The 26,444-nt window shown below is 60.0% G+C and carries 25 protein-coding genes; 20 read left to right on the top strand and 5 right to left on the bottom strand.

What is annotated here, in order from left to right; genetic code table 11:
• Positions 1 to 428 precede the first annotated feature (428 nt).
• From C1722_RS09875 to nadE, 9 genes are all read left to right on the top strand, one after another.
• Positions 429 to 1,949 (top strand): LuxR family transcriptional regulator, encoded by a 1,521-nt coding sequence (locus C1722_RS09875; protein WP_244902519.1) that lies wholly within the window; start codon positions 429 to 431, stop codon positions 1,947 to 1,949.
• A 143-nt stretch (positions 1,950 to 2,092) separates the two neighbouring features.
• A complete protein-coding gene (locus C1722_RS09870) occupies positions 2,093 to 3,427 on the top strand; it encodes a coproporphyrinogen III oxidase family protein (protein WP_102379083.1) in 1,335 nt (444 codons plus the stop codon).
• Positions 3,428 to 3,567: 140 nt separating this feature from the next.
• Positions 3,568 to 4,923, top strand: a complete 1,356-nt coding sequence (locus C1722_RS09865; RefSeq protein ID WP_102379082.1) for an amidohydrolase family protein — start codon at positions 3,568 to 3,570, stop codon at positions 4,921 to 4,923.
• Positions 4,924 to 5,127: a CASC3 protein CASC3 gene (locus tag C1722_RS09860; protein ID WP_102379081.1), complete on the top strand. Its 204-nt coding sequence runs from the start codon at positions 4,924 to 4,926 to the stop codon at positions 5,125 to 5,127. It abuts the gene before it with no gap.
• 165 nt (positions 5,128 to 5,292) lie between these two features.
• The gene (locus tag C1722_RS09855) at positions 5,293 to 6,255 is read left to right on the top strand and encodes a Sec-independent protein translocase subunit TatA/TatB (protein WP_102379080.1); all 963 of its coding nucleotides are present in this window, start codon (positions 5,293 to 5,295) and stop codon (positions 6,253 to 6,255) included.
• 3 nt (positions 6,256 to 6,258) lie between these two features.
• Positions 6,259 to 7,080: a twin-arginine translocase subunit TatC gene (gene tatC / locus C1722_RS09850; RefSeq protein ID WP_102379079.1), complete on the top strand. Its 822-nt coding sequence runs from the start codon at positions 6,259 to 6,261 to the stop codon at positions 7,078 to 7,080.
• 142 nt (positions 7,081 to 7,222) lie between these two features.
• Positions 7,223 to 7,642 (top strand): hydrogenase maturation nickel metallochaperone HypA, encoded by a 420-nt coding sequence (gene hypA / locus C1722_RS09845; RefSeq protein ID WP_102379078.1) that lies wholly within the window; start codon positions 7,223 to 7,225, stop codon positions 7,640 to 7,642.
• Positions 7,643 to 7,645: 3 nt separating this feature from the next.
• Positions 7,646 to 8,299, top strand: a complete 654-nt coding sequence (hypB, locus tag C1722_RS09840) for a hydrogenase nickel incorporation protein HypB (protein ID WP_102379077.1) — start codon at positions 7,646 to 7,648, stop codon at positions 8,297 to 8,299.
• A gap of 107 nt (positions 8,300 to 8,406) precedes the next feature.
• Positions 8,407 to 9,225: an NAD(+) synthase gene (gene nadE / locus C1722_RS09835; protein WP_102379076.1), complete on the top strand. Its 819-nt coding sequence runs from the start codon at positions 8,407 to 8,409 to the stop codon at positions 9,223 to 9,225.
• Between the two features lie 15 nt (positions 9,226 to 9,240).
• On the opposite strand, the gene C1722_RS09830 is transcribed toward nadE, so the two are convergent.
• Positions 9,241 to 10,788: an FAD-dependent oxidoreductase gene (locus tag C1722_RS09830; protein WP_102379075.1), complete on the bottom strand. Its 1,548-nt coding sequence runs from the start codon at positions 10,786 to 10,788 to the stop codon at positions 9,241 to 9,243.
• Between the two features lie 349 nt (positions 10,789 to 11,137).
• On the opposite strand from C1722_RS09830, the gene C1722_RS09825 reads away from it, so the two are divergent.
• The 6 genes from C1722_RS09825 to C1722_RS09800 all read left to right on the top strand — a co-directional run bounded on the left by C1722_RS09825 (position 11,138) and on the right by C1722_RS09800 (position 16,621).
• The gene (locus tag C1722_RS09825; protein WP_102379074.1) at positions 11,138 to 12,367 is read left to right on the top strand and encodes a sensor histidine kinase; all 1,230 of its coding nucleotides are present in this window, start codon (positions 11,138 to 11,140) and stop codon (positions 12,365 to 12,367) included.
• Positions 12,360 to 13,148: a response regulator gene (locus C1722_RS09820; RefSeq protein ID WP_244411708.1), complete on the top strand. Its 789-nt coding sequence runs from the start codon at positions 12,360 to 12,362 to the stop codon at positions 13,146 to 13,148. Before C1722_RS09825 ends, C1722_RS09820 begins: the two co-directional genes overlap by 8 nt.
• A gap of 211 nt (positions 13,149 to 13,359) precedes the next feature.
• Positions 13,360 to 13,647 carry a co-chaperone GroES gene (locus C1722_RS09815; protein ID WP_102379073.1) on the top strand — a complete coding sequence of 96 codons (288 nt, stop codon included), beginning with the start codon at positions 13,360 to 13,362 and terminating at the stop codon, positions 13,645 to 13,647.
• A 98-nt stretch (positions 13,648 to 13,745) separates the two neighbouring features.
• Positions 13,746 to 15,377 carry a chaperonin GroEL gene (gene groL, locus C1722_RS09810; RefSeq protein ID WP_102379072.1) on the top strand — a complete coding sequence of 544 codons (1,632 nt, stop codon included), beginning with the start codon at positions 13,746 to 13,748 and terminating at the stop codon, positions 15,375 to 15,377.
• A gap of 100 nt (positions 15,378 to 15,477) precedes the next feature.
• Positions 15,478 to 15,759, top strand: coding sequence for a hypothetical protein (locus C1722_RS09805; RefSeq protein WP_102379071.1), 282 nt, complete (start codon positions 15,478 to 15,480; stop codon positions 15,757 to 15,759).
• A gap of 310 nt (positions 15,760 to 16,069) precedes the next feature.
• Complete coding sequence (locus C1722_RS09800; RefSeq protein ID WP_102379070.1) at positions 16,070 to 16,621, top strand: MarR family winged helix-turn-helix transcriptional regulator; 552 nt, start codon at positions 16,070 to 16,072, stop codon at positions 16,619 to 16,621.
• Positions 16,622 to 16,779: 158 nt separating this feature from the next.
• Here C1722_RS09800 and C1722_RS09795 read toward each other — a convergent pair whose 3' ends face one another.
• On the bottom strand, positions 16,780 to 17,448 hold the full coding sequence (locus tag C1722_RS09795; protein WP_102379069.1) for a Dabb family protein: 669 nt from the start codon (positions 17,446 to 17,448) through the stop codon (positions 16,780 to 16,782).
• A complete protein-coding gene (locus C1722_RS09790; RefSeq protein WP_102379068.1) occupies positions 17,441 to 17,965 on the bottom strand; it encodes a hypothetical protein in 525 nt (174 codons plus the stop codon). Before C1722_RS09790 ends, C1722_RS09795 begins: the two co-directional genes overlap by 8 nt.
• Positions 17,966 to 18,290: 325 nt before the next feature.
• Between C1722_RS09790 and C1722_RS09785 the strand changes: the two genes are divergently transcribed.
• Positions 18,291 to 19,463 carry a response regulator transcription factor gene (locus C1722_RS09785; RefSeq protein ID WP_244411711.1) on the top strand — a complete coding sequence of 391 codons (1,173 nt, stop codon included), beginning with the start codon at positions 18,291 to 18,293 and terminating at the stop codon, positions 19,461 to 19,463.
• A 107-nt stretch (positions 19,464 to 19,570) separates the two neighbouring features.
• On the opposite strand, the gene C1722_RS09780 is transcribed toward C1722_RS09785, so the two are convergent.
• Positions 19,571 to 21,277 (bottom strand): FAD-dependent oxidoreductase, encoded by a 1,707-nt coding sequence (locus tag C1722_RS09780; RefSeq protein WP_180995124.1) that lies wholly within the window; start codon positions 21,275 to 21,277, stop codon positions 19,571 to 19,573.
• A 356-nt stretch (positions 21,278 to 21,633) separates the two neighbouring features.
• A complete protein-coding gene (locus tag C1722_RS09775; RefSeq protein WP_180995123.1) occupies positions 21,634 to 22,110 on the bottom strand; it encodes a helix-turn-helix domain-containing protein in 477 nt (158 codons plus the stop codon).
• Positions 22,111 to 22,233: 123 nt separating this feature from the next.
• On the opposite strand from C1722_RS09775, the gene C1722_RS09770 reads away from it, so the two are divergent.
• The 4 genes from C1722_RS09770 to C1722_RS09755 all read left to right on the top strand — a co-directional run bounded on the left by C1722_RS09770 (position 22,234) and on the right by C1722_RS09755 (position 26,364).
• Positions 22,234 to 23,058 carry a TrmH family RNA methyltransferase gene (locus tag C1722_RS09770; protein WP_102379064.1) on the top strand — a complete coding sequence of 275 codons (825 nt, stop codon included), beginning with the start codon at positions 22,234 to 22,236 and terminating at the stop codon, positions 23,056 to 23,058.
• A gap of 154 nt (positions 23,059 to 23,212) precedes the next feature.
• Complete coding sequence (locus C1722_RS09765) at positions 23,213 to 24,052, top strand: putative manganese transporter (RefSeq protein WP_244902518.1); 840 nt, start codon at positions 23,213 to 23,215, stop codon at positions 24,050 to 24,052.
• A 74-nt stretch (positions 24,053 to 24,126) separates the two neighbouring features.
• Positions 24,127 to 24,729 carry an HD family phosphohydrolase gene (locus C1722_RS09760; RefSeq protein WP_102379063.1) on the top strand — a complete coding sequence of 201 codons (603 nt, stop codon included), beginning with the start codon at positions 24,127 to 24,129 and terminating at the stop codon, positions 24,727 to 24,729.
• Between the two features lie 159 nt (positions 24,730 to 24,888).
• Positions 24,889 to 26,364, top strand: a complete 1,476-nt coding sequence (locus C1722_RS09755) for an alanine/glycine:cation symporter family protein (RefSeq protein ID WP_102379062.1) — start codon at positions 24,889 to 24,891, stop codon at positions 26,362 to 26,364.
• The last annotated feature ends 80 nt before the right edge of the window (positions 26,365 to 26,444 follow it).

The raw sequence follows: 26,444 nt of genomic DNA, 5'->3' as shown, positions 1-26,444 counted from the left end.
CGGCTCCGTTCGACGACCCGGTGGCCGGTGCCTCGTTGTTCGGCGCGCAGCCGACGAGCCCCGCTCCTGCGGCGCCGATGCCGGCGAGTCCTGCCCCGATGAGAAACTGCCTGCGCGATACTCCCGTTGCCTTCTTGTTCATGATGCCCCTTCCTCCCGTGAAGTAGGTTTTGCGGCGCTTTGCGCCCTTCTATGCGTTGGCTGATCCGTGTTTGCACCGGCTTGATGAAGCATCGGCGCCAGATCGCTTCCGTGAGATCACCCTAGCCTCTGACGAGGTACTATGCATCCCCCGGCTGCGGGTAACTTGCGAGGGGACGCCATCTACCCCCGCGGGGGTAGATGCAGAATCGGGTGTGCAAAGCGACGATAGGGCAGGTGTGGTAGTATTTCCACACGATGCGCTTGAAGCCGGGGGTGCGAGGGTTATGGGTCGAACGAGGGAATCGCAGGATGCAGCACTCACCGAATCGCGTGAGCGCAAAACGATTCTGCGCGATTTCGGCCAGGAGATCGCGGCGCGCTACCGTCTTTCGATCGGGTTCGGTTTGTTCTGGGCGTGGGTGTGGCTCGTGTTCCAGACGACGTTTTTCAGCCCGGCGTTCCTCGTCGAATCGGGCGTGCCGATACCGGGCTGGATCATTCCCCTCTCGGCGTACGCCGTGACGTTTCTCGTCCTCGGCGCCCTGTTCAGGATCAAGCGCGTGGTGCCGAGGGGTTCGTGGTACGTGCGGGCGATACCTGCGGTTATGTCGTTCGGAACTCTCGTGTGCGGCATCCTCACGTTCTCGCCGCTGCTCAACCCTGCGGTCAACTCGGTGGTTTTCTGCATAGGCGGTCTGCTCATGGGGGCGGGTACGTCGTGCTTCCATGTCGAATGGGGCCGCATGCTCGGGCATTTGGGGCCGCGCAAGACCATCCTGCACGGCATCGTGGGCACGGTGCTCGCGGCGGCTTTCCTCGTGTTCATCACCTCGTTTTCCACTGTGTTTCTCTGGGTGATCGCGTTTTTCATCCCGATTCTCAGCATGCGGTTGCTTGGAGCGGAAGCCCGATCGGTCCACCATCTCTATCCGCCGGTAACCGACGTGCAGCTCAACGTGCCGCGTCGCTTTCTCGCCACTTCGTTCACCCAGGGGCTTTCGCTCGGCATCGTGCAGACGATTCTGCTCACGGGCAACTACGATGGGCCCGTTGTCGCCCTCACAGCTTCGAGCTTCGCCCTATCGGCGGTGATCCTGCTCGTATGCGCGTTGTTCTTCCGCATGGATTTCAACCAGCTCATCTATCAGGTGGGTTTTCTCGTCATGGCGCTCGGTTACCTGCTCATGTCGCTCGTAACGCCCGATTTTATCGGCGCGCTGCTCGTGCAGATGACGGGGTATCGGTTCGTGGACATCATGATGTGGGCGCTGTGCGTCTATCTGATCAAGCAGCGCGGCCTGCCGACGAACTGGGTGTTCGCCATCACCACGTGCTTTTTGCTCTTGGGACAGCTCACCGGCGCGGTGCTCGGGTCGGCCACGATGGCGGTCATCCCGCTATCGGGCGAGGGAGCCTACAGCCTTTCGATCGTCATGGTGTTCGTGCTGCTCGCGCTCGCTTTGCTGCTGTCCGATCGGAAGAACCTGCAAACGGGATGGGGCATGGTCCGTCCCGGCGATGCCGAGTCGCCGCCCGGCAACTTCGAGATGGGGTGCACGCTCGTGTGCCGCAAATACGATCTCACCGCACGGGAGGAAGAGGTGTTCGCGCTTCTGGCGAAGGGGCGCAACCGCGCCTACGTCTGCAGCGAGCTCACGTTGTCGAAGGAGACGGTGAAAACCCATATCCGCAACATCTACCGCAAGATGGGCATCCACTCCCAGCAGGAGGTGTTCGAAGCCGTCGAGGCCGAGCAGAGAAGCTTCGGCTTCGAGGAGGAGGCGCCGCACGAGATGCGGATCTGAGGCATTTGCATTTCGGGTGCCGATCATGCGCCCGTGATCAGCCCATATCGATATTCCCTATGGACGAAGATCAAGAATGTGCACAAACCGTCCAAGAAGCTATATCATGTGTTCGAGAAAAATCTAGCCGAATAGGAGACAGCATGCTTTCCGAGCGCATTCTTTCGCGCCTGATCCATACTATGACCAAGAGCCATCTCGCACTGAACCCGACCGACGAAACGATGATGCCGCCCGCCAACCCCGAGCAGAAATACATGCTGTACATGCACGTTCCCTTCTGCGAGCGTCTATGCCCGTATTGCAGCTTCAACCGCTATCCGTTTCGGGAGGAGGTTGCTCGTCCGTATTTCGAGAACATGCGCAAAGAGATGATGATGCTCAAAGACCTGGGCTACGATTTCGAGAGCATCTACGTGGGCGGGGGTACTCCCACCGTCATGATCGACGAGCTGTGCGAGACGCTCGACCTCGCCCGTGACAATTTCGACATCAGGGAAGTCGCGTCCGAGACGAATCCGAACCACTTGACGCAGCCGTGGCTCGACAAGCTGAGGGGCCGCGTTCAACGCCTTTCCGTGGGCGTGCAGAGCTTCGACAACGATTTGCTCAAGCAGATGGACCGCTACGAGAAATACGGCAGCGGGGAAGAGATATTGGAGCGCATCGCCGAGGCCGAATCGTATTTCGATTCCCTGAACGTCGACATGATCTTCAACTTCCCTTCGCAGACCGAAGATGTGCTGATGGCGGATTTGGAGAAGATCGCTCTCAGCGGGTGTCGGCAGACCACGTTCTCGCCGCTGTACGTTTCTTCGGCAACGACGCGCAAGATGGCCGCTACGCTCGGCAAGATGGATTACGATCGCGAATACCGCTACTACCAGCTTCTCGACGGCGTCTTGGCCGATGGCGACGACCCCCTTTTCCGCCGTACGACCCTGTGGACGTTTACCCGGGGCGACGAAGAAGAGAAGAAGGAGAAGCCCGCCGACGCTCCGCAGATCGAGGAGTACCAGGTGAACTACGACGAGTATCCGGCTATCGGTAGCGGCTCCATCACCCATCTGAACGGGTGCCTCTACGTCAACAACTTCAGCATCAAGGATTACAACGCCGCCATCGAGAGCGGACGCATGTCCATCATGGGAAAGACCAATATGAGCAAGCGCGATCTCATGCGCTATCGCTTCCTGCTCGATCTCTACAAGCTTCGGCTCGATAAGAAGCAGTTCAAACGCGATTTCGGCTGCAGTGTCGAAGCGGGGCTTCCCATGGAGATGGCGTTCATGCGCGTAAACAAGGCGTTCGAGACCGATAACGACGAAGAGCTGACGCTCACGCCCATCGGACGCTACCTTACCGTTGTCATGTACCGGCAATTCCTCAGCGGCATGAACAACCTGCGCGACCAAGCGCGCGCCGCGCTCAAAGGAAGCGAACGCGAGCTGCTTTTCGGCGACGGGACTCCTGCGTAAGACGAGTACGGGGTTCTTCCGACCCGCCCGCCTGCCTCGCCGACAGCGGTTTGCCGAATAACCGATATTAGCGTGGACATGCGGGCGGTCGGACGCCATCAATGCTAGAATACGTGCCACACGATTTTCAGGAGACGCCTATGTTATTGTGCGCACATTATATTCTGCCCATAACGTCCGAGCCGATCACCAATGGTGCTGTGCTCGTGCGCGACGGAAAGATCCGCGACCTCGGCAAGGCCGACATGCTGAAACTGCGCTACCCCGACGAGGAAGTCAAGGACTTCGGTCTCGCTGCGGTAATGCCGGGCCTTATCGATCTGCACACCCATCTCGAGAATGCGGTCATGCGCGGCGTAGTGCACGACGTGCCCTACGCCACCTGGATCACTTCGGTGCATGAAAAAGGCAGCCGCATGGAGGCGGGCGACTGGTACGATTCGGCTATTCTCGGCGGTCTCGAGGCGCTGTCTTCGGGTATCACCTGCGTCGCCGACATCACGCCGACCGGCGCCGCCTGCACGGCCACCCAGAAGCTCGGCCTGCGCAGCGTGATCTACCGCGAGGTCGGTGCGCTCGACAAGCACCGCGTCGACTACGCGATGAGGCTCGCCGAACACGATATCGCCCATTGGAAAGAAGAGGTCGATTCGAGCCGTATCACCATCGGCATCGCGCCCTCGGCCCTCTATGTCTGCCACCCCTCGATGTTCGCCCGCGTCGCCGAGCTTGCGACCAAGCACGACATGCCGGTTGCCATGCACCTTGCGGGCAGCCGCGAGGAGTACAACTTCATCAAGTACGGCTCGTCGCCGTTCTCGGTGCACGAAATGGATCAGAAGCGCGGCTACGTGGAGATTCCGCCATGGCTTCCCACGGGCACGACTCCGATCCGCTATGCGCTCAACTGGGGCGCGTTCGATGCGCCCAACGTGCTCGCCATCCACTGCGTCCACATCGATGCGGAGGATATCGAGAAGCTGAAAGAATACAATGTGGCGATCGCCGCCTGCCCGCGCTGCAATGCACAGCTCGGCATGGGCGTCGCTCCGATCAGCGAGTTTCTGCGTGCGGGCCTGCGCCTTGGTCTCGGCACCGATTCGCCTGCGGCTACCGATTCGACCGATATGCTCGCCGAAATGCGCATCGGCATGCTCGTGCAGCGCGCGGTCAACGTGGGCAAGTTCCTCGATTCCCAGACCATGCTCGAGATGGCTACGATCGGCGGAGCGCGCGCCCTCATGCTCGACGATAAGGTCGGTTCGCTCGAGGTGGGCAAAGAAGCCGACGTTATCGCGGTCGACCTGTCCGGTTCGCATCAGACCCCGTCTTCCGATCCGGTTTCCGCCGTGGTGAACACCTGCAGCGGTGCGGACGTGCTCATGACCATGGTCGCCGGCACGATGCTGTACGAGAAGAATCACTGGCATGTGGACGTCGAGGTCGCCAAGAACATCGCTCGCGTGATCGAGATACGTGGAAAACTGAGGATGTAAATGTCGAACAAGCAACAAAAACTCACCGCTCAGCAGAGAAGCGAGCGCATCAAGGCCGCCCAAGAACGCGAGGCGCGAGCCAAAGAAAAGCGCGAGAAATCCGAGAAGCTCAAAAAGACCTTCATCGTGATCGTCGCCGTGATCTTGGTGCTGGCTCTTTCGCTTCCCACCATGGCGCTTATGGTGATGGGCGGCGGTTCGTAGGATCTTCGGCGTACTCGCAGCGGGTTACCCGTCTGTGGAATAATGCTCATGCGCGTTTCCGAGGGTATCGAACCGAGGGTTTGTGCTACTATGATTCGGTTAAAGATCGATGAGGTGCGAGCGTAGCAAGACGAGCTTGTGCCATGAGAATGTATAGGGGTTACCTTGTTTGGTATCAGTGGAATCGAGTTTTTCCTCGTGCTGCTGTTCGGGTTCCTCGTGTTCGGACCCGATAAGCTTCCCGCGATTGCGAAAACGATTGGAAAAGCAATCGGCAAATTCAGAAGCGCTCAAGAGGAGATGAACAAGGTCATCAAGACCGAGGTGTACGATCCTACCTCCGACGAGCCCTTCAAGAACCCGCTCGACGCTCTGTCGAAGATCAGCGAGGTCGGCAAGAAGGACGAGGAGAAGACCGAGAGCTTCTCGGAGCGCAAGGCGAAGTACGACAGAGAGCGTGCGGCGAAGAAGGCTGCCGAAGAGAAGAAGGCGGCCGCAGGCACGACGGCGGCCGCGGCCGGTGCCGCAGTAGCGGCCAAGAAGGCAACCGACGGTGCAAAGGCCGACGAGAAGCCCAAGCCGTCCGCCGACGAGTTGTACGGCAACAAGCCCGCAGCTGCCAAGAAGACCGCAACCTCGACGGCGGCCAAGGCCGATGCAAAGGCCGATGGGACCGAATCCGTTGCGAAGAAGCCCGCAGCAAGGGCTGCGGCGGCAAAGCCAACGGCTGCCAAGTCCACGGCGGCGGCGAAGAACTCGTCTGCCGCAACGTCGACCACCGCCGCGAAAACCACCGCTTCGAAAACGGCTGCGACCGCAAAGCCGGCCGCGTCGAAGACGACTGCCGCCAAGACCGCATCGGCGGCTAAGACTTCGACCGCCGCTACCAAGACCGCTTCTGCCGCTAAACCGGCGGCATCGAGGACGACCGCTGCGAAGGCGACTGCCTCCAAGGCGACTGCCGCAGCAAAGCCGGCAACGTCGAAAACCACGGCTGCGAAATCGGCCGCATCGAAAACGGCGGCCAAACCCGCAGCTTCGAAGACGGCGGCCAGGCCAGCGGCGAAATCCTCCGCAGCCAAGCCCGCTGCAAGCAGCAAACCGACGACTGAGGAAAAGGGGGAATAAGCTATGCCTATCGGTCCGGCGCGTATGCCCCTTTTCGACCATCTGAGCGAACTGCGCATGCGTCTTGTGCGCATCCTCGTTTGCTTGGCTGTGGCAGTGTGCGTTTTCTACCTGGCAACACCGACGATTTCCGAATTCCTGATCGCGCCCATCCGCGATTATCTTCCCACCGATCTTATAGTCATCGATCCGTTCGAGCCGTTTGCGCAGCGTTTCAAACTGGCATTCTGGACTTCGCTCGTGGCTTGCATGCCGGTAATCTTGTGGCAGATACTCGCGTTCTTCCTTCCAGCGCTCAAGCCCAACGAGCGCAAGTGGTTCGTCCCTACGTTCGCTGCGGCCGTCGCCCTGTTCATCTTCGGCACGGTGTTCTGCTACCTCATCATTCTCAACCCCGCATTCGAGTGGCTCACCGAGCAGGCGGTAGGCTGGGAGATCATGGCGCGAGCCAGTTCGTATCTCGATATCATCATCAAGTTCGAGCTCGGCTTCGGCTTTGCATTCGAGCTGCCGCTCATCGTGTTCTACCTCGTTATCTTCGACGTGGTGCCGTACAAGAAGCTCCGTAACAGCTGGCGTACCGTCTACATCGCCCTCATGGTCATCTCGGCCATGGTGACGCCCGACGCCTCGCCCGTTACGATGCTGCTCATGTTCGCCGCCCTCGTCGCGCTGTACGAAGCGAGTTTGTTGATCTCTCGTCTTGTGCTCGGTAAGCGCATCAAGGAGCAGACGGCGGCGTACGAGGCCGCCCAAGCCGAAGAGGCGGAATGGCAAGAGGAATACGCTGCCATGAAGAAGGAGCGCAAGAAAGACAAAGACTAACCTCGTGCGCTCGCGATAGGTTTGACTACGTTGATCGGTGTTGCGCTCGGCATAGGGCGCAACACCGATTACACTTTCAGGTACGAAACACCGCAGAGATGCCGCCGCGGGCGGATCGCTGCGAGAGCGAAAGGTTCATCACGTGCACGAATTAGGCATCATGACCGGCGTCATGGAATCGGTCGAGACCGCTGCCAAGGATGCGGGGGCCGATAAGGTTCTCAAGATCAGCCTTTCGGTCGGAGTTATGACCGAGGCGATCGAGGACGCGCTCCGCTTTGCGTTCGAGGCGCTCTCCGAAAACACCATCTGCGAAGGCGCTGAATTCGAGATCACCATGATTCAGCCCAAGAGCCTCTGCCTCGAGTGCGGCGTCGAATACGAGCACGATCGATTGCACATGCTCTGCCCCGAGTGCGGCAGCTTCGCAACCAAGCTGCTTGCGGGCAAGGAACTGCAGATCGATTCGATCGAGGTTGACATTCCGGATGACGAAGGCGGGGCCGACGATGTCGATGCCCTGGAACAGAAACCCGCTGACAGCGAGAGTGAAGGAGCGTAAAGCATGCAGATAGACATCAAGCAGCCGATTCTCGGCAAAAACGACGAGCTGGCGAAAAAGAACCGCGATCTGTTCGCTCATCACAACGTGTTCGTGCTCGATCTGCTCGCGAGCCCCGGTTCGGGCAAGACCTCCACGATCCTTGCGACGATCGATGCGCTTCGCGACGAGTTCAACATCGCCGTCATCGAGGGCGATATCGCTTCGAGCGTCGATGCCGAGAAGATCAAGGCCCAGGGGATCGCCGCCGTGCAGATCAACACGGGCGGTGCCTGCCACCTCGAAAGCGACATGATCCGTCGAGCGGTCGATGTGCTCGATCTCGAGCGCCTCGACCTTATCATCGTCGAAAACGTGGGCAACCTCGTATGTCCCACCGATTTCGATCTGGGCGAGAACATGAAGGTCATGATCCTTTCGGTTCCCGAGGGCGACGACAAGCCGCTCAAGTACCCGGGTGTGTTCCAGGCATCCGAGGCAGTTATCCTCAACAAGGTCGATACGATGCCCGTATTCGATTTCGATCGCGATGCGTTCTACGCTTCGGTGAACCAACTCAATCCCAATGCACCCATCTTCCCTATAGCCGCAACCAAGGGCGAGGGAGTCGCCGAGTGGGCCGAGTGGCTCGCCGAGCAGATTCGCGCGATTCAGTAGCAGTAACGCGCCGGCAATACGCTCGAAACCTTCGCAGCCTATACTGGATGCATTATGGCGGGCGGCTGTGCGGCTGTCTGTAGCTTGCGGCGTGGAAAGGCGGGAGCATGCAACCTCAGGAAATGTACGAAGCGTGCGTGGCGGCGCTCAGGAAGTACGCCGATAACGCCGGGTTCACCGATGCGGTCATTGGGCTTTCGGGCGGTATCGATTCGGCCGTCGTTGCCGTGATGGCGGTCGATGCCCTCGGCGTCGAGCGCGTGCACGGCGTACTGCTTCCCGGACCGTACTCGAGCGAGCATTCGGTCGAAGACGCCCAAGATCTGGCCGATAACCTCGGCATACGCGCGCAGACCATCTCGATTCTCGAGCCGTTCGAGGCGTTCGAGCGCGTGCTTGCCAAGCCGTGCGGGGGAGAGCTTACGGGGCTCGCCGCCGAGAACACCCAGGCGCGCTGTCGCATGGTGTGCCTGATGGCTCTCTCGAACGCATTCGGATGGATGCTCGTCAACACGGGCAACAAGAGCGAGGCGATGATGGGCTATTCGACGCTGTACGGCGATACCGCCGGGGCGTTTGCGCCGATGGGCGGCATCTACAAGACCGATGTGTACCGCATCGGCAGGTGGCGCAACGGCAAGGCCGCCCGGGACGGGTTGGTTGTACCCATTCCCGAAAGCACGCTCGTGAAGCCGCCGAGTGCTGAACTCGCTCCCGATCAGCAGGATGAGCGAAGCCTCGGCATCGCGTACGCCGATCTCGACGAGATCCTGATCGCCGTGCTCGAACACGGAAGGTCGGTCGACGAGGTTGTTGCGCAGGGGTTTTCCGAGGATGCGGTACGCGATGTGCTCGCAACGGTTGAGCGCTACGCGTTCAAGCGCGCCCTAGAGCCGCCGTATCCGAGCATTTCGTTCTACCGATAGCGCCTCTGGGCCGGATCAGCTGGACGAAGCGGTCTTGTCGGCATCGTCCTTCTGCTGTTCCGTCTGCGCATCTTCCGAAGCCAGCTCTTCGACGAGGGCTTTTCCGACGATCATGCCGAACGCCGCGTTCGAGGCAAGGCCGTTCGCGCTTTCGGCAGCGCACGATCCGCAACAGTATACGTTCGCAACGGGCAGCGAGGTCGCATTGACGAGCTGCCCCGCGTCGTTGGTTTTCAAGCCTCCGAGCGTCTTGTATCTGACGGGGAACTGCTTGATGGCGTAATACGGCCCGCCGACTTCCTCAAGAGCCGATTCGCGGCCGAACGCCCCGTCCTTCTTCGCTTCGACGGCTTTTTCGTACTCTTCGAAGGTGCCCTCGAGCGTCTCGGTCTGCACGCTTATGGCTGAGGCGAGATCTTCGAGTGAATCGAACGGCCCCACGATGCGTTTTGCGTACTTGCTCGATACCGAGGCAACGCTTCGGGAGAGGAGGCCTTCGGAGAGCTGCTTGCCGAACACCGTCCACCAGAAGCCGAATCCGAGCGATACGCATTCGGTGGCTGCTTTCCCTACCTGATCTTCTCGGGCGAAACGGACGCCCTGGGGCGAAAGGTTCACGGTCGGCCCGAATACGCCCCAGGCGGAAACCGGGGGGATGTCGCCGGTGAGCAACGCGGGCTGGCTCATATCGGCCGTCTGACCGCCGAGGGTCGCGCCGAGGGCGATGCCGTCGCCGGTGGATGATACGGTCAAGCATCCGATCGTCGTTTGGTCGGGCGTGTTATCGCTGATCATCTGCTGGTTCGAGCAGAACCCTCCCGATGCCAGGACGATTTTACGCGCCTTTACGTCGAGTACCGTACCTGCTTTGTCGGAGTAGAAGCGCATGCCTACGGGGTTGTTCGCGCTATCGAGGATGAACGCGGTTGCGCGCATGCCGAGGGTGAACGACACCCCTTTGCCCGAGAGTCCCTCCTTGATGGGGGCCATAACGCTTTCCATGTCGCCGATGCCCTTTTTCGGAAGCAGGATCGATTCGGTCGTCGCGCTCTTCGCGTACTCTTTCGGATCGGCGAACTTGGCGTGGTAGTCGTTTGCGGCGCGATCGATCCATTCGGTTTGCGCCATGACGAGGCTCTGCTTGAAGTGGAGGTCGTCGGTGTTGCCTTCTTCTTCGAGCTGCGCCTTGCGTTCCTTCCAGGCGTCTTCGGCCGTTTTCGTTATACCCGCCCCTTGCTGGACGGACGTGCCCGAAACGTAGAACAGGCCGTTCGCTTCGTAGCTTTCGCCGCCGAGCAAGTCGCGCTTTTCCACCACGAGGACCGAGCGCTTCTGTTCGATGGGATCCATGGCAGCCGAGAGACCGGCGATGCCGCTGCCGACGACGAGCACGTCGACCGTTTCCGAAAACGATATTGCGGGGGAGCCGACGACGTTTTCGCCCTGCGTCGGGTCAGCCGTTTTGGGAGCGACGATCTCGGTTTCGCATCCGAACAGGGCTCCGCCGATCGCCAGGGTGGCGGCAGACGCTCCGGCAAGCTTGAAAAAGTCGCGTCGTTCCATTGAGGCGATCGTGTTCCTTTCGGATGCAAGCCGAACAGCGCTTCGGCGATACGTGTACGAGGATCACCGAGTATAGGGCCCTGCGGGCGGGTTTGTCACCACCCGTTTTGCCGAACGTCGCAATGTCTCCATCAAAGCCTCGGCATACGGGATGAACGGTTGGCGGACGGCATGGGCGGGATCGCGGGCGCCTCGTTCAGCTGTTGCTCTGCTCGGGGCGAGGGGTGCCGCGCTGTGCCAGGCAAAAACGAGGTCTTCGGTGCCCGTCGTATTCCGTACATAGTTACAGTTTGAATATACTCTTGCCAGAGTATGGCGAAAAGCCCCTCATCTCACCTACTATACCCGTATGGAAGATTTTCTTATAAACAGTAAAAAGCTCACTGCCGCCGATTGGCTGTTCGATGCCGCCGTCGCGCTCGGTGCGTTCGCGTTCGGCTGCGCACAGCTTCTTTTGACGCTGTCGTCGGTCGTTATGCCCGATGAGCTTTTCCGCCAATTGCTCGGCATACCGAACTCCATGCCGCAGACGGGGGCGTACGTTGCCGTAGGCTTGACTACGCTGCCGCTTGTGGCGCGGCGCAAATCGCCTTGGCTCGTTTTCATCTTCGTGATGATAGCCTTTCTCGGAACGCAGAGCGTTTTGAACGGATATACGCTTGCCGTGCTCGGCCCGATCATCGCACTGTTCACGATAGCCCATGAGCGCGATCGCACTGAGGCCATCGTTGCCACCGTGCTCGCGGTTGCCTCGCTGCTCTTCATTGCGCCGCCGACGAAGAGCGAAAGCCTGGCCGATCTTATGCGGCTGCAGAACGTCACGTACATGGTAGCTGCCGCGCTCGGCGGTTTCGCTCTGCGCACCCATCAGGAATACGTGCTCGAAACCGAGCAGCGCGCCATCGCGGCGGAGAAGAGCCGCGAGGAAGAGGCTGCCCGCCGTGTCGAGGCGGAGCGCGTCCGCATCGCCCGCGAAATCCACGACATTACGGCTCACTCGCTGTCGGCGGTGAGCATTCAGGCTGCGGCGGCCGATCGCCTTATCGACAAGGATCCGAAAGCCGCCAAAGAGGCCATCGGCACGATCCGCGCAACCTCGAAGGACGCCCTCGAGGAGATACGTAGCATGATCGGCGTGCTTCGTAGCGGCGATGCCCAGGCCGAAACGGCTCCGACCGTGGGAACCGAGCGTATGGCCGATATCGTCTCGTACCTCGAGGATGCGGGCATCGAGGTGGACTACGACGATTCGGGCTTCGATCGCGAACGGGTTCCCGCCTATATCGATGTGGCGCTGTTCGGTATCGCCCGCGAAGCCGCAACCAACATCGTGAAACATGCGCAGGCAAGCCACGCTTCGATCCGTCTCGCCGTCGACGGCGAGACGGTGCGGCTTTCCGTCGAGGACGACGGGTGCGGGCGCAGCGACGAGGGTGCAACCGACGGGCACGGCATCGAGGGTATGAACGAGCGGGTGAGCCTGCTCGATGGCACGATAACCGCGCACAACCGCGCGGGCAAGGGATTTGCCGTGCGCGTGGGCATCCCTTTGACCGAAGCTGGGAGGAATCATGGCTGAAGAACTCATCGGGGGCTCCGACCTCTACAACGATAAATACCGGGAGATGCAGGAGCGCTTGCGCCAGCGCAGCGAAGAGGCTGCGCGCATGGCCGACGAGGCGCTCAGCCGCGGACCCGAGCTGCGCGTGGTGATCGCCGACGATCAGGATCTCGTGCGAAACGGGTTCAAGCTCATCCTCTCGTCGTTCGAGAACCTCAAGGTGGTGGGGGAGGCGAGCAACGGGCGCGAGGCGGTCGAGCGCGTGCGCGAGACGAAGCCCGACGTGGTGCTCATGGATATACGCATGCCGATCGAGAACGGCATCGAGGCGACGGCGGAAATCACCGCCGATCCCGAGCTGGCCGATACGCACGTCCTGATCTTGACGACCTTCGATATCGACGAATACGTGTACGACGCGCTTTCCGCCGGGGCGAGCGGGTTCATGCTCAAAGATTCCGAGCCCGACGATATAGCCGATGCCATCGAGGTGGTCGCCCAAGGCGATGCCCTCATCCAGCCTTCGATTACGCGTAGGCTCGTGGAAACGTTCGTCGAATCGCGCACGCGCAGGGTTCATTCCGAGACGTCGCTTTCGGTGCTCACCGAGCGCGAGCGGGAAATCCTCGCTCTTGTGGCGCGGGGCCTCACGAACGACGATATCGCGTCCGATCTCGTTATCTCTCCGGCAACGGTCAAAACCCATGTGGCTCGCATCATGTCGAAGCTCGGCGCACACGATCGCGCGCAGCTCGTGGTGCTCGCTTACGAGAACGGGCTTGTGGTGCCGGGGTCGTGAAGCTGGGGTACGATGTGTAGAGTCCTTGTGAAACCTAAGTCAAAGAGACTTAGGTTTTCTCAAATTGGGTTGCATTCCCTGCCGTTGGTGGTAATATACCGCATTGTTTAGCACTCGTTACTCAAGAGTGCTAGCACTCAGCTCAAACGAGTGGTTAAATAGAGCAACGTGACGTGATTCAGAAAGAGCCGATCGAAAGGAAGGCATAGATATGAATCTTAAACCATTGGGTGACCGCGTGATCATCAAGCCGGATGAGGCGGAGACCACGACTGCGTCGGGTCTGTACATTGCGTCGGAGGCCAAGGAGAAGCCGACGACCGGTGTTGTGCTCGCCGTAGGCGATGGCAAGCTCGACAAGGACGGCAAGCATCTGCCGATGCCCGTCGAAGTCGGCGACAAGGTTATCTATGGGAAGTTCGGCGGCACCGAGGTTACCGTCGACGGCGAGGACGTTTTGATCCTGCGTGCCGACGACCTGTATGCGGTCTTCGCATAAGCCTAGTTTTTCTGTATCCCTGTCAAACATACCGCCTTTTCGCCGCATCGATGCGGAAAGCGCGGGTTGCAGTAAGTAAATGAGAGGAAATGAGCACTATGGCAAAAGATATCAAGTTCGAAGCCGATGCGCGCAGCGCACTTGCGGCCGGCGTTTCCAAGTTGGCCGATGCCGTTAAGGTAACCCTCGGCCCCAAGGGCCGCTACGTCGCCCTCGAGAAGTCCTACGGCGCGCCCGTCATCACCAACGACGGCGTGACCGTCGCCAAGGAAGTCGAGCTGGAGGATCCGGTAGAGAACATGGGCGCCCAGCTCGTCCGCGAAGTTGCCGTTAAGACCAACGACGTTGCGGGCGACGGCACCACCACCGCAACGCTGCTCGCCGACGTCATCGTTTCCGAGGGTCTGCGAAACGTGACCGCCGGTGCCGATGCGCTCGGTATCCGCCGCGGCATCCAGAAGGCAACCGACGCCGTTGTCGAGGAGATCAAGAACACCGCAACCGAGGTTTCCGGCAAGGATCAGATCGCCAACGTCGGCACCATTTCCGCAGGCGATGCCGAGATCGGCGAGAAGATCGCCGAGGCTATGGACGCTGTCGGCAAGGACGGCGCGATCTCGGTCGAGGAGAGCCAGACGTTCGGTCTCGAGATGGACATCGTCGAGGGCATGCAGTACGACCGCGGCTACATCTCTCCCTACATGGCTACCGACATGGAGAAGATGGAAGCCGTTCTGAAGGACCCCTACATCCTTTTGACCGACCAGAAGGTCAGCAACATCCAAGACATGGTTCCGCTGCTCGAAGAGGTCATGAAGTCCGGTCGCCCGCTGTTCCTCGTCGCCGAAGACGTTGAGGGCGAGGCTCTGGCCACCATCCTCCTGAACAAGCTGCGCGGCACCTTCAACTGCGTTGCCATCAAAGCCCCCGGCTTCGGCGATCGCCGCAAGCGCATCCTCGAGGACATCGCCGCCGTCACCGGTGCGCAGGTCATCGACAAGGACTTCGGCATGACCATGGCCGATGCCACCATCGACATGATGGGCCATGCCAAGACCGTCAAGGTCACCAAGGACACCGCGCTCATCGTCGACGGTGCTGGCGACAAGAAGGCCATCGAGGATCGCATCCACCAGATCAAGGCCGAGCTCGATCGCGTCGATTCCGATTTCGACCGCGAAAAGCTCCAGGAGCGCTTGGCCAAGCTCTCCGGCGGCGTTGCGGTGCTCAAGGTCGGCGCTGCTACCGAAAGCGAGCTCAAGGAGAAGAAGAGCCGCATCGAGGATGCCCTGCAGGCAACCCGCGCTGCGGTTGAAGAGGGCATCGTCGCCGGCGGCGGCGTGGCTCTCGTGAACGCCATCCCCGCGCTCGACAAGGTCGAGACCGCCGACAAGGACGAAGAGGTCGGCGTCGGCATCGTGCGCAAGGCGCTCGAGGCTCCGATGCGCGCCATCGCTCAGAACGCCGGTTTCGAAGGCAGCGTTGTCGTCGAGCACGTGAAGAGCATGAAGGTCGGCGAAGGCCTGAACTGCGCTACGGGCGAGTACGGCAACATGATCGAGATGGGCGTCAACGATCCGGTGAAGGTTACCCGCACCGCGCTGCAGTCCGCTGCTTCCGTGGGTGCGCTCATCCTCATTACCGAGGCGACCATCAACGAGATTCCGAAAGACGGCCCCGATTTGTCCGCGCTCGCAGGCGCTGCCGGCGGCATGGGCGGGATGATGTAAGCGCTCGCTTACCGTTTTTACCGTAAAGCTTCAAACTCGGAAATTGGGCGGCCTTCGGGCCGCCCTTTTTTGAAGCGTCGAGGCATTGGGGCGTCGGTCGATGTGTACGGAAGCGCGGCGCCGCCGGATCCTGCGAAAAGCGCAAGAGCCCCTCGACGGGCAGCGCAGCGGTCTGCGCAGCGGATCGGGAGGTTTCGTGCAGCTTTTTTCGATTATGCGCTCTGCGAAAGGCAATTCGAGCGCCGAAAGAGCTTTTCTGATCGCAGATCCAATCAGCAACAGAGACCCGATGATGTATCGTCTCTCTGACCAGGCGTTATCGAGAGCATTCGGCGGGGCGGCGATCGGTGGGGTACCGTTCGGGCTGCTCGTCGTCGCATAAACGAAAAAAACTGCACTCAAGTCGCAGTTCAGCGAACGGGAATACAGCACCTAAACGGTTCCGCTCGTTTCGCCTTCTACGATCTGCGTGGGCGGGTTCGAACGCGCTACGTACCGTTTCGTACCGTTCTGTACCGCCTCATCCCCCTCGTTTACCCTCATATATGAATAATTCGAAAATAAGTATTGATCTGGCTTAATGTAGTGAAAAGACGTACTTTGTGAATAATGTATGACGAACAACGGTTTGCCCGATCGCATCGCTATCATGGGCAACGGACAATACGTTGTACGATACCCAGGAGGATCACATGTCTCAAGAAGCACGCAACCTGCCGGATCAATTCCGCCACTGCTCGAACCTCATGCGCCGCATGTACCACCAGAGCGGCCCCATGAACACCCGCCACGGACAGGGCAAGCTCATGCACTACCTGCTTGCCTTGGACGGCGCAACCCAGAAGGACCTCGCCAAGGAGATGCGCATGTATCCCGCGTCGCTCGCCGACGTTGTGCGTCAGGCCGAGTGCAACGGGTTCGTCACGGTTGCCCCGAACGCCGACGACTCCCGTTCTACGGGAGTGTTTCTGACCGACGAAGGTCGCGCCATCGCCGAGAAGCGGGCGGCGGCCAACGACCGTGTTGCCGAGGAAATCTTCGCTGATTTCACCGACGAAGAGCGCATGCAGCTTGAAGGCCTGCTCGCCAAGCTTTCGGATTCCCTCGAAAAGAAGGCAACCCAGGAAGACGATGAGGACCGTCGCTGCAACCATCGCAGCCGCCGCAGCCGTCGTTACGACGGTCATCGCAAGTGCGGTGGGCGTCGCATGCGCAAGAACGACCAGTTCGTTTCTCGCGGATAGGGCGGCGTGCCGTCGAATCGAATGCACGCAGTGAGAGCCGACCGAATCCGGTCGGCTCTTTTGCGTGTCGGGCACAGCGAGGGCCGCGGGAGGTTTGGAAGGTTCGGCGAACTCCGTTGTGCCGAGCTTGCGAAGCGTCGAACCAAGCGAACAGCGTTTCAGTCTGCGTAGTTGGCAAGAAACGGCGTTTCCTGGGCCAGATACGGGGTGCAGAGGTTCGTGTTGACGATCCATTCGTTGCAGGCCGGTTCGAAGAACTTGTCGATGTAGCAGAAGTGGTACGGGGTCGTCATGTACTTGCCCAAGAACGATCCCGGTTCGTCGAAATCGCACTCGAAAGCGTAGGCCCACGAATCGGACCCCGCCGACTCGACGATCTTTGCGAACTTGCAGTTGCGCAGTCCGGGAACATGCTCGGTCATGCCGTTCATATTGGCTTCCATCTTGGCAACCATGTCGGGGTTCGCGTCTTCGAGAAGGCTGAAGATGAGCACGCGGTGGCATTTCGAAACGCTTTTCTCCTGCAAGGTCAGCGTCCCGTCCCCGTAGGCGGCGAATTCGAAGCCCGCAACCACGGCGGTGTTCTCGAACAGCGTGTACAGATCATTCCAGGAAGGTTGGGCTTTCGCCTGGTCGTACTCGGCTTGGTTCTTGAATCCCAACTCGCAGAAGTAGTCGCCGCCGGGCATGGGCGGCTCGAGCACCGGTGCCGCGAGGTTGACGGTCGTAATCGCGCCTGCTGAGGCTTTAACGTCTGCGTCGAATGCCTCTTTCGCGGAAGCATCTGCCCCCTCGGCGAACGTGGCCATGAATACTGCGCTAAACATTGTTGAGCACCTCCATATACTCTTCGCTTGCGAAATACGAGCGATCGCGGGAAACCACGCGTTTCCTGACTGCGGCGCACCATTCGACGTAAGCGGGGTTGTATCGCGTTGCCGACGACATCGCCCAGCAGGCCACGGCGATGTCGTCGAGGGCCCATACGACCTGTACGGTGTTGGAATCGTTGTCGAGCCACATGGGGGGCGCGACCGTTGAGCTGACGAGCACCATGCCGGCGTCCTCCGCCATGGGGCGGTACGTTTTCATATAGTCGTCGAGGAATGACTTGCCGTCTCCCGGTTTCGGCATAAACGTATCGACGACGTACAGCTTTTCTTCCTGCGCCATCTCTGCTTGGCCCCCTTCGTCTTCCTCGGTTGCTTGCGCCCCGTTGGCGGGCTCGGGCGGCGAAGCCGTTTGTTGGGAGCAGCCGGCCATCGCGCCGAGCGATGCGACTCCTGCGGCGGCCCCAACCGCCATGAACGCTCTTCGGGAAATATCCGAACGCATATCGATCATAACCATCCCCTTTCCGATGATTGCGCCGACGCCGCATCGCGCGGGTGCCGACGGCGCTCGCTTTGGGCGAGCGATCCTGTAGCGGCGAACCGCTCGGTATGCATCGGATACGACGTGCCGCTTCCTTTCTGCTTGACAAATGCCGCCCGATACAACTAGGCTACATGGAGGTTTCTCCCAAAACCCAGCAGCCCACACGAAGCAGATTCGACTCGGTTCACCATACCTGCGGGTAGTGAGGCGGTCTGTCTCACGAAAGTGGCTAAACTGCCTTTTTCTGTCATCCGTAAGGTATGATTCGGGGGGAGGGCGTGGAGGGAAGGGCATGCAAGTAGACTTAAAGGCGGGGAAAATAGGGAAGAGGCAAGTTGCGAAAACGGCGCTTCTCGATGCGGTTATTTGGTTCTGGTTTCATCAGGTATCCTACCAGAGCCTGTTTACCCAGCAGGTGGATTGCCTCCCGGCGTTCGGGGTGTTCGGCCTTCTCGTAACGCTGGCGACAGGGGCGGGCATTATGCTCGCGCGCTGGGATCGGATACCGTTCGCGTTTCGGGTAACCGTCCCCGTCCTTGCCCTCGCTTCGACGGTGGCGCTTTTGCTCATCAGCCGGTTCTCGCTATCGGGCACGGTGTACGAGATGGTCGCCTTCCTGTTCTTCTCGGTCGCATGCTTCGGGTGCCAGCTCCTGCGCGTCGAAAACCTTGCGAAATGCGATGACGTGAAGACCCTTACTGCGGCGCTGGTCGGTTCGTTGCTTTTGTACTACGTGCTCAGCTTCGCGCTGCTGATCCTTCCCCGCATGGTGTACGACGCATTCGCGATTCTTGCCCCGCTTGTTCTGCTGATCGGGGCACGAAAGCCGCTGCGGGAAACCGAACGCGTCGGCAAGATTTCTAAAAAGACGTTTTTCCTCACCCCGAACCTCCTCGTGGTGATATTCGGGATAGCGGGGGGCTTCGTGTTCTCCAGCGGGAGCATATCCTCCGCCACGACGCTCGCCGATCTCTTGACGGCGCCGTCCCCATCGTTTCTCCTGATGCTTCTTCTCTATATGGAGTTGGGGGTAATCGTATCGTTCGGTTTGCGCTTCAGGAAGGCGATGTACTTCGTCGTGATGAACGTCGCGTGGGCGGTTGGATCGATGCTGGGAAGCCTTGTGTTTCAGCTTACACCCGCCGTGCCCGACTCGCTGTCGGTCGTCTTGTCGGTTGCCATCGTTGCGAGCTTCTTTGTATTCCAGAACACGTGGCTCAACGGGCCGAAATACATCGTCGAATCGAAAACGGTGGCTTCGGAGGATTTCGCTCGCGCCCAGGGTTTGTCGAATCGCGAGACGGAGGTCGTCCTGTTGCTTCTCGAAGGCAGAAGCCTGCGCTACATTCAAAACGAGCTCTACATTTCGGAGGGAACGGCGCGAACCCACGTGAAGCGGATATACGCCAAACTCGGGGTTCATTCGAAGCAGGAGCTCATCGATTATTTCAAAGCCAACGTGTGAGGCGGCGGGGAACGTGAAAAAGGCCGGCCCCAAAGAAGCCGGCCTCGGATGGCGAGAGGCTGCGGGCGCTGCCCGAACCGCAGCTGCGGTTCGGGCAGCCGACGAAGCTAGAGCCCGAGCGCGTGGTGGACGGCAACCCATCCCATAACGCCGCCCGATCCCAAGCTGATGCCGCCGCCGACGTAGCGACCGCCGGAAACGCCCGACGAGCAGTTGCCCACCGCGTAGAGTCCCGATATGGGCTCTCCGAGCGCATTGACGACCTGGGCGTTCTCGTTGATGGTGAGGCCGCCTGCGGTGCCGCAGGTTCCGGGAACGTAGATCGCGCCGTAGAACGGGGGCGTTGCCACCGGTGCCAGGCACGGGTTCGCGAGATCGGTGCGCATGCCCGCCATGACCGCGGTGGTGTTCAGATCGAGCTGTTTTTCACCTCGATGGTACACAGGGTCGATGCCCTGCTCGGCGTTCTCGTTGAAAGCTGCCAACTCGGCGGCGAGCCCGGCTGCGTCGACCCCGAGTTTCTCGGCAAGCTCTTCGAGCGTGTCCGCTTGAACGAAGTGGGCAGGAAACTCGCCGTCGGATCCATCGCTGCCGTACGTCTCGTCGAAATAGCCGCCGTCCATCGATCCGACCGTGTGCCCCGGGAGGGAGTAGGTGTTCCAGCATGCCGAGTCGCAGATGAAGTACGAGGGTATGTTGAGATGCTCCATTTCGCCGTTGTCGTAATAGGCGAAGGCCTTGTTGTAGGTGTCGTATGCGGTTGCCTCGTTGCCGATGCGGTGGCCTTTTCTGTTGACGACAACCGCGCCGGGAAGGCCTCGGTACATAGCCCAGTCGGTTCCCGCGATCTCCTGGGCGATCTCGTTGTTGGCGATCAGCTCTTTGGGGTCCTGTCCCGTCGTGAGAATGGCGGGAGCGCCCCAGCAGGAATCCATGTACGAAAGGTCGGCGCCTACTGCTTGGCCCATCTTGTGGCCGTCGCCCGTGTTCGTGGTGCAGGCGTTGGTGGCGAGTATTTTGAAGGGCAGATGCTTTGCGCGCATGTCTGCGTTGTGGTCGAAGCCGCCGGTGGCGAGGATGACGTGGTTGGCTTTGATGGCGATTTCGTCGCGCCCCGACGTCGCTCTGACGCCGATCACCGCACCGTTTTCGTCCGTGACGAGCGTGGTTGCGGGCGTTTCCATCATGATCTCTACGCCGGCATCGGTAAGCGCCGCCTTGAGCTGCTCCCACATTTGCGCGGCAACGAGGGCACCCGAAGAATCGGAGGCTCCCAGGCTCGCGCGGCCGAACGGGATCCATCCCGGAAGCGGCTCGTAGTAATCGCCGAACAGAGTCGAGGGCGTCCATGTCCATCCGAGCGCCTCGCCCGTCCATTTGAGAAAGTCGTTGCCGTTGTCAAGGAAACTGTTGATAACGGTTTCGTCCGCGCGCCCCTCGCTTGCGTTGAGGTAGTACTCGACAACCGCTTCCTTCGTATCGTTCACACCGGCTTCTTTTGCTGCATCGGACAGGGGGACGGCCATGCCGCCACCCGAGGTGGCCGCCGTACCTCCCCAGAACTGCCCCTTTTCGAGCAGGCAGACGGATTCCGAGCCGAGCTTTGCGGCGGCCAGTGCGGCAAAAGCACCTGTTCCCGAGCCGACTACGAGGATGTCCGCTTCTTTGTCCCAGGTGATATCTGCGCCTGACGGTGCGGCTTGCTCTTGCTGGTTGCTCGCGCATCCCGCAAGTACGCCGGCGGTGCCCAAGGCCATGCCGGACAGGGCTGCTGCTTTGAGAAAATCTCGACGTGCGATCGTTTCTTTACCCATGCTCTCCTCGCTTTCGTTTGCCGACGCATCGCGTCGGCCCCTTCCTCCTTGACGCCCTCGCCGAGGCTCGTGCGCATTGGGCGCACTCCGCATACCGATGCGCCTTTCCTCGATCGTTCGCAGGGCATGAGTGCACTGTACGCTGGGATTTCGAGAAGGTCTGTCTCACGAAAACGGCTATATGGGGCGAATGTGTCATCCGAAACGGATGAATCGAGCCCTTTTGCGAAAGTGTTCCCGGCCAAACCAGCCCGGGGCATTGCCGGGTACGCTCCGCTCGCAGGGTTTCGGACTCCGAGCTCCGATCGCTGGGTACGGCCTGATGCTCCGGCCCGAAATGCCGCGCGTTCGAGACGCTAGCTCGGGTTCACGAGGTTTCTGATCGTCACGAAGATGCCGACGAGCATCTCAACGATGGACATGCCAACGAGGAAGCCGCCGAGGAAATCCATCGTCTCGCTTGTTGAGGGGTCGGCCACCGATTGGCCGACGGTGAGGGTTACGAAGCCGAGCATGATAATGAGCACGCCAACAAGCACGCGCTTTTCGCGCTGCAGCTGCTCGACGGTGTTGAGCGCTTGGCGCACCACTTCTTCCGAGAGGGCGCTTTCGCGATCGCTTTCAATATCGTGGCCGTTGAGAAGCTCGCTCAACGTAACGCCGAGACGCTCGCAGAGGGGTTCCATGATCGAGCTGTCGGGCAGGCAGCGTCCCGTTTCCCATTTCGATACTGCTTTTCCCGTTATGCCGAGCTCTCCCGCAAGCTGCTCTTGCGTGATTCCGAGCGTCTTGCGCTTGAGGGCTACGAATCGGCCCGTTGTTCGTGCGTCCATGCACTTCCTCCTTGCTGTGATTCCATGATCATAGGCGGATGTGCGCGGCAATGCCATCCCCGCGAAGTAGAATATGGTAGAGAAGATTCGTTTTTTCGAACACGTCGTTGATGGGAGCTTCACGTGCCGATTATCCGGTTGTCGTCGTTGGGGGATTCGCGCCTCGATGCATATGCGCGGCTTACCGAAGCGCAGTTGCGCAATCGGCTCGAGCCCGAGAAGGGCATTTTCATCGCGGAGTCGATCAAAGTGATCGACCGAGCGCTCGCTGCGGCCTACGAGCCGATCTCGTTTCTCATGGAGGAGAAATGGCTTGATGCGTCGACGGGCGTTATCGACCGCGTTCAATCCGATGTGCCGGTGTTCGTGCTGCCTGCCGATGAGCTCAAACGTCTGACGGGTTTCGAGCTTACGCGGGGGATCCTTGCTGCGATGCGCAGGCCCGTGCTGCCGAGCGTCGAGAACCTGCTGGCTGATGCGCATCGCGTGGCCGTGCTCGAAGGCGTCGTCGACCATACCAACGTGGGGGCGATTTTCCGCTCGGCGGCAGCGCTTGGCATCGATGCGGTGCTCGTGACGCCGAGCTGCTGCGATCCTTTGTACCGACGTGCTGTGCGGGTTTCGATGGGAACGGTGTTTCAAGTTCCTTGGACCCGCATAGGAAGCACGGTGGAAGATTGGCCCGAAGCGGGGTTGGCTCTGCTGCGGAGCCTCGGGTTCGCCACGGCGGCATTCGCTCTGACCGACGAATCCCTTTCGATCGATGATGAGCGTCTTCATGCTTGCGATCGGTTGGCTATGGTGTTCGGTACCGAAGGCGACGGGCTTGCGCAATCGACTATCGCGCGTTGCGACTATACGGTCAAGATTCCCATGGCCCACGGAGTCGACTCGCTCAACGTCGCCGCCGCTTCGGCTGTGGCGTTTTGGGAACTGCGCGAGCGCTGATCGTCGCTTGCTGCTTCATGGCGTCCTCTTCGGGTGGCGCCGAGCGCGGGTTTTCTGCGGTTCGTCAACGGCCATGAGCTTGCTGCACGTAGATTCGATGGTTCTGCTAGAATACTCAGCCATGGAAATCATCTTACATATTTTGGAACACTCGGTGATCGACACGCTGCGGCTTGTACCGTTTCTGTTCGTTACCTATCTTGCTATGGAGGCGCTCGAGCATAAAGCGGGCGATAGGGCCGAAGCCGCCATCCGAAAGGCGGGGGCCGCGGGACCTGCGATCGGCGCAGTGCTCGGCGTGTTTCCCCAGTGCGGGTTTTCCGCTGCTGCCGCGACGCTGTATGCCGGGCGGGTGATCACGCTTGGAACGCTCATCGCCGTGTTCCTTTCGACTTCGGATGAGATGCTGCCCATCTTCATTGCCGAGCAGGTCGATCCCGCCGTTATCCTGAAAATCCTCGGAGCGAAGCTGCTTATCGGTTTGGTCATGGGCTTTCTCGTCGACGGGGCGCTGCGCATCGCCCGCCGCCGCGGTGCCGATGCGATGAGCATTCACGAGCTGTGCGAACGCGATCACTGCCACTGCCATGGCGGCGATGGCGGAATTCTCAAAAGCGCTATCAAGCATACGCTGCAGGTTACGCTGTTCATCTTCATCATCACGCTTGTGCTCGAAGCCGTTATCGAAGGCGTCGGCGAAGATGTGCTCGCCGAGTTCCTCGGTGCGAACCCGGGCCTTTCGGTGTTCGCCTCGGCGCTCGTAGGCCTCATTCCCAACTGTGCGGCATCCGTCGTCATCACCGAGCTGTACCTCGAGGGCACGCTGGCGGCTGGAGCCATGATGGCGGGGCTGCTCGTTTCGGCGGGCGTCGGTTTGCTCGTGCTGTTCCGCACGAACCGTTCCATTAAGCAGAACATCGCAATCCTCGCGCTTCTCTACGGCATCGGCGTGGTGTGGGGGCTTGTCATTTCGGCGGTTGGAATAACGTTCTAGGCGGCAGTGGCTTGCCATGGGCAAACGAATTGCTATAGTGGGCAGTAATCGATCAAGGCGAAACAGGAGGAGCCATGGCGAAGCTTGAAGCTGGTATGACGCGCGATGAGGCGCTCGAACTTTTGAAGGAGCACAACAAGGATCCGTTCCATATCGAACACGGCGAGACGGTTGAGCAGACCATGATGTACTTTGCGCGCGAGTACGATCCTGAAAACGAGGAGTTTTGGGGCATCGTCGGTTTACTGCACGACCTCGATTGGGAAGAGCACGACAACGAGCCCGAGCTGCATACCATCTACGCCGCGCAGGATATCGAGGCTGCCGGCGGCACCCCCGAGCTCATACGCGCTATCCAGTCGCATACGTCGGATTTCAACACCGATCTGCCCAAGCCGGAACTCATGATGGAGAAGATTCTGTTCGCGACGGAGGAACTCACGGGGCTCATCGGAGCTGCCATCGTCATGCGTCCCTCGAAAAGCGTCATGGATTTCGAGGTGAAGTCGCTCAAGAAGAAGTTCAAGGACAAGCGTTTTGCGGCGGGAGTCAGCCGCGAGGTGATTCGCAGCGGAGCCGAGATGCTCGGTTGGGAGCTCGACGAGCTGTTCGATCGCACCATCACGGCCATGCAGTCGTTCGCACCCGACAAGGACACGTTCGTTCCCGCCGAATAAGCGCCGCCCCGTTTGGCTGCCGGGCCCCCGCATGCGGGGGCCTTCTTGCTTTCGGGCTGCAATCGGGGTTTCATCAGAAATATGCGGGTGATGCAATCAGGCTTCCCATCTGGTACAATTCGCTAGTTGTATAGACGAGGAGGTATTCGATTGGACGGGATGACCGATACACTCATCAGCGTTACCGGCGCGATCAGCGAAGCGATGTACACCTACGTGCTCGTGTTCATGCTCGTGGGAGCCGGGGTGTATTTCACCATACGGACCAAGGGCGTTCAGTTCCGCTATATCAAGGACATGTTCACGGTACTGACCGAGCAGAAGCACGTGGGCGGTACCAGGAGCGTCTCGTCGTTCCAGGCTCTCATGGTTTCGACGGCGAGCCGCGTCGGCACCGGCAACATAGCAGGTATCGCCACGGCGGTTGCTACCGGCGGACCGGGGGCGGTTTTCTGGATGTGGCTCATGGCTCTCATCGGGTCGGCTTCGGCGTTTATCGAATCGACGCTTGCGCAGATGTTCAAAATCAAGGGCCCGGGCGGGGAATTTCGCGGCGGACCCGCTTATTATATCGAGCAGGCGCTCGGAAAGCGCTGGCTCGGCGTGCTGTTCAGTATCCTGCTCATCATCTGCTTTGCGTACGGGTTCAATGCGCTGCAGTCTTTCAACATGAGCTCGTCGCTCGAATACTACATCCCCGGCTACTCCGAATCGCAGGCGCCGCTGGCGCTCGCAATCGTGCTCGTCGTGTTCACCGCGTTCGTCATCTTCGGCGGTGCGCACCGCATCAGCTTCATGACATCGATCATCGTGCCTATCATGGCGATTGCCTACATCGCCCTTTCGGTATGGATCACGGCCACGCATATCGATGCGATCCCCGCGGTGTTCTCGCTCATCTTCGAATCGGCGTTCAACTTCCAATCGATCTTCGGCGGCTTTGCCGGGTCGGTTGTCGTGATTGGCATCAAGCGCGGGCTTTTCTCGAACGAGGCCGGCATGGGCTCTGCTCCCAACGCTGCCGCTGCGGCGTCGGTATCGCATCCCTGCAAACAGGGTCTCGTGCAGACCCTTTCGGTGTTTATCGATACGCTCGTAATCTGCTCATGTACCGCGATGATGGTGCTCGTGTTCTTCGTCGGAGGAGAGCCGGGCGATCTCAACGGCATGCCGCTCGTGCAACAGGCCATCAACTATTCGGTCGGCGAATTGGGCATCCATTTCATCACGTTCTCGATTTTCGCCTTCGCTTTCTCCAGCCTGATCGGCAATTATTTCTATGCTGAGAGCAATATCAAATTCATCAAAGACAACAAGATCGTCTTGTTCGTGTTTCGCATCACGTGCCTTGTCGCCATCTTCATGGGTGCGCAGTCGAGTTTCGATCTCGCTTGGAACGTTGCGGATATCGTGATGGGCGCCATGGCGTTCGTGAACATCATCTCCATCGTCCTGCTCGGCAAGTGGGCGCTTCGCGCGCTCGATGATTACACGGCGCAGCGCAAGCAGCATAAAGATCCGGTTTTCGTGGCCTCGAGCATTCCCGGTTTGCCTCCGACGCAGTGCTGGCACGAAACCGCCGAAGAGCTTGCCGAACACGACCGCGCTTTGCGTGTAGGCGAAGAAGAGGCCTAAGCGGGCGAAACCGCGCAAACCGCAACGTCTTCTGGTGCAGCGCCCCGAGCCGCTTTGGTTCGGGGCGCGTCTCTGCCCCG

The organism is Raoultibacter timonensis (assembly GCF_900240215.1).
In the GTDB taxonomy this organism is placed as follows: domain Bacteria; phylum Actinomycetota; class Coriobacteriia; order Coriobacteriales; family Eggerthellaceae; genus Raoultibacter; species Raoultibacter timonensis.
Note: the sequence above shows the minus strand (reverse complement) of the source record. Positions and strands in the feature narration are given on the sequence as shown.

Coding starts and splice junctions, on each gene's coding strand:
- C1722_RS09875 (WP_244902519.1), top strand. CDS start 429: ATGGGTCGAACGAGGGAATCGCAGGATGCAGCACTCACCGAATCGCGT.
- C1722_RS09870 (WP_102379083.1), top strand. CDS start 2,093: ATGCTTTCCGAGCGCATTCTTTCGCGCCTGATCCATACTATGACCAAG.
- C1722_RS09865 (WP_102379082.1), top strand. CDS start 3,568: ATGTTATTGTGCGCACATTATATTCTGCCCATAACGTCCGAGCCGATC.
- C1722_RS09860 (WP_102379081.1), top strand. CDS start 4,924: ATGTCGAACAAGCAACAAAAACTCACCGCTCAGCAGAGAAGCGAGCGC.
- tatC (WP_102379079.1), top strand. CDS start 6,259: ATGCCTATCGGTCCGGCGCGTATGCCCCTTTTCGACCATCTGAGCGAA.
- hypB (WP_102379077.1), top strand. CDS start 7,646: ATGCAGATAGACATCAAGCAGCCGATTCTCGGCAAAAACGACGAGCTG.
- nadE (WP_102379076.1), top strand. CDS start 8,407: ATGCAACCTCAGGAAATGTACGAAGCGTGCGTGGCGGCGCTCAGGAAG.
- C1722_RS09830 (WP_102379075.1), bottom strand. CDS start 10,788: ATGGAACGACGCGACTTTTTCAAGCTTGCCGGAGCGTCTGCCGCCACC.
- C1722_RS09825 (WP_102379074.1), top strand. CDS start 11,138: ATGGAAGATTTTCTTATAAACAGTAAAAAGCTCACTGCCGCCGATTGG.
- C1722_RS09820 (WP_244411708.1), top strand. CDS start 12,360: ATGGCTGAAGAACTCATCGGGGGCTCCGACCTCTACAACGATAAATAC.
- C1722_RS09815 (WP_102379073.1), top strand. CDS start 13,360: ATGAATCTTAAACCATTGGGTGACCGCGTGATCATCAAGCCGGATGAG.
- groL (WP_102379072.1), top strand. CDS start 13,746: ATGGCAAAAGATATCAAGTTCGAAGCCGATGCGCGCAGCGCACTTGCG.
- C1722_RS09805 (WP_102379071.1), top strand. CDS start 15,478: ATGTGTACGGAAGCGCGGCGCCGCCGGATCCTGCGAAAAGCGCAAGAG.
- C1722_RS09800 (WP_102379070.1), top strand. CDS start 16,070: ATGTCTCAAGAAGCACGCAACCTGCCGGATCAATTCCGCCACTGCTCG.
- C1722_RS09795 (WP_102379069.1), bottom strand. CDS start 17,448: ATGTTTAGCGCAGTATTCATGGCCACGTTCGCCGAGGGGGCAGATGCT.
- C1722_RS09790 (WP_102379068.1), bottom strand. CDS start 17,965: ATGATCGATATGCGTTCGGATATTTCCCGAAGAGCGTTCATGGCGGTT.
- C1722_RS09785 (WP_244411711.1), top strand. CDS start 18,291: ATGCAAGTAGACTTAAAGGCGGGGAAAATAGGGAAGAGGCAAGTTGCG.
- C1722_RS09780 (WP_180995124.1), bottom strand. CDS start 21,277: ATGGGTAAAGAAACGATCGCACGTCGAGATTTTCTCAAAGCAGCAGCC.
- C1722_RS09775 (WP_180995123.1), bottom strand. CDS start 22,110: ATGGACGCACGAACAACGGGCCGATTCGTAGCCCTCAAGCGCAAGACG.
- C1722_RS09760 (WP_102379063.1), top strand. CDS start 24,127: ATGGCGAAGCTTGAAGCTGGTATGACGCGCGATGAGGCGCTCGAACTT.
- C1722_RS09755 (WP_102379062.1), top strand. CDS start 24,889: ATGACCGATACACTCATCAGCGTTACCGGCGCGATCAGCGAAGCGATG.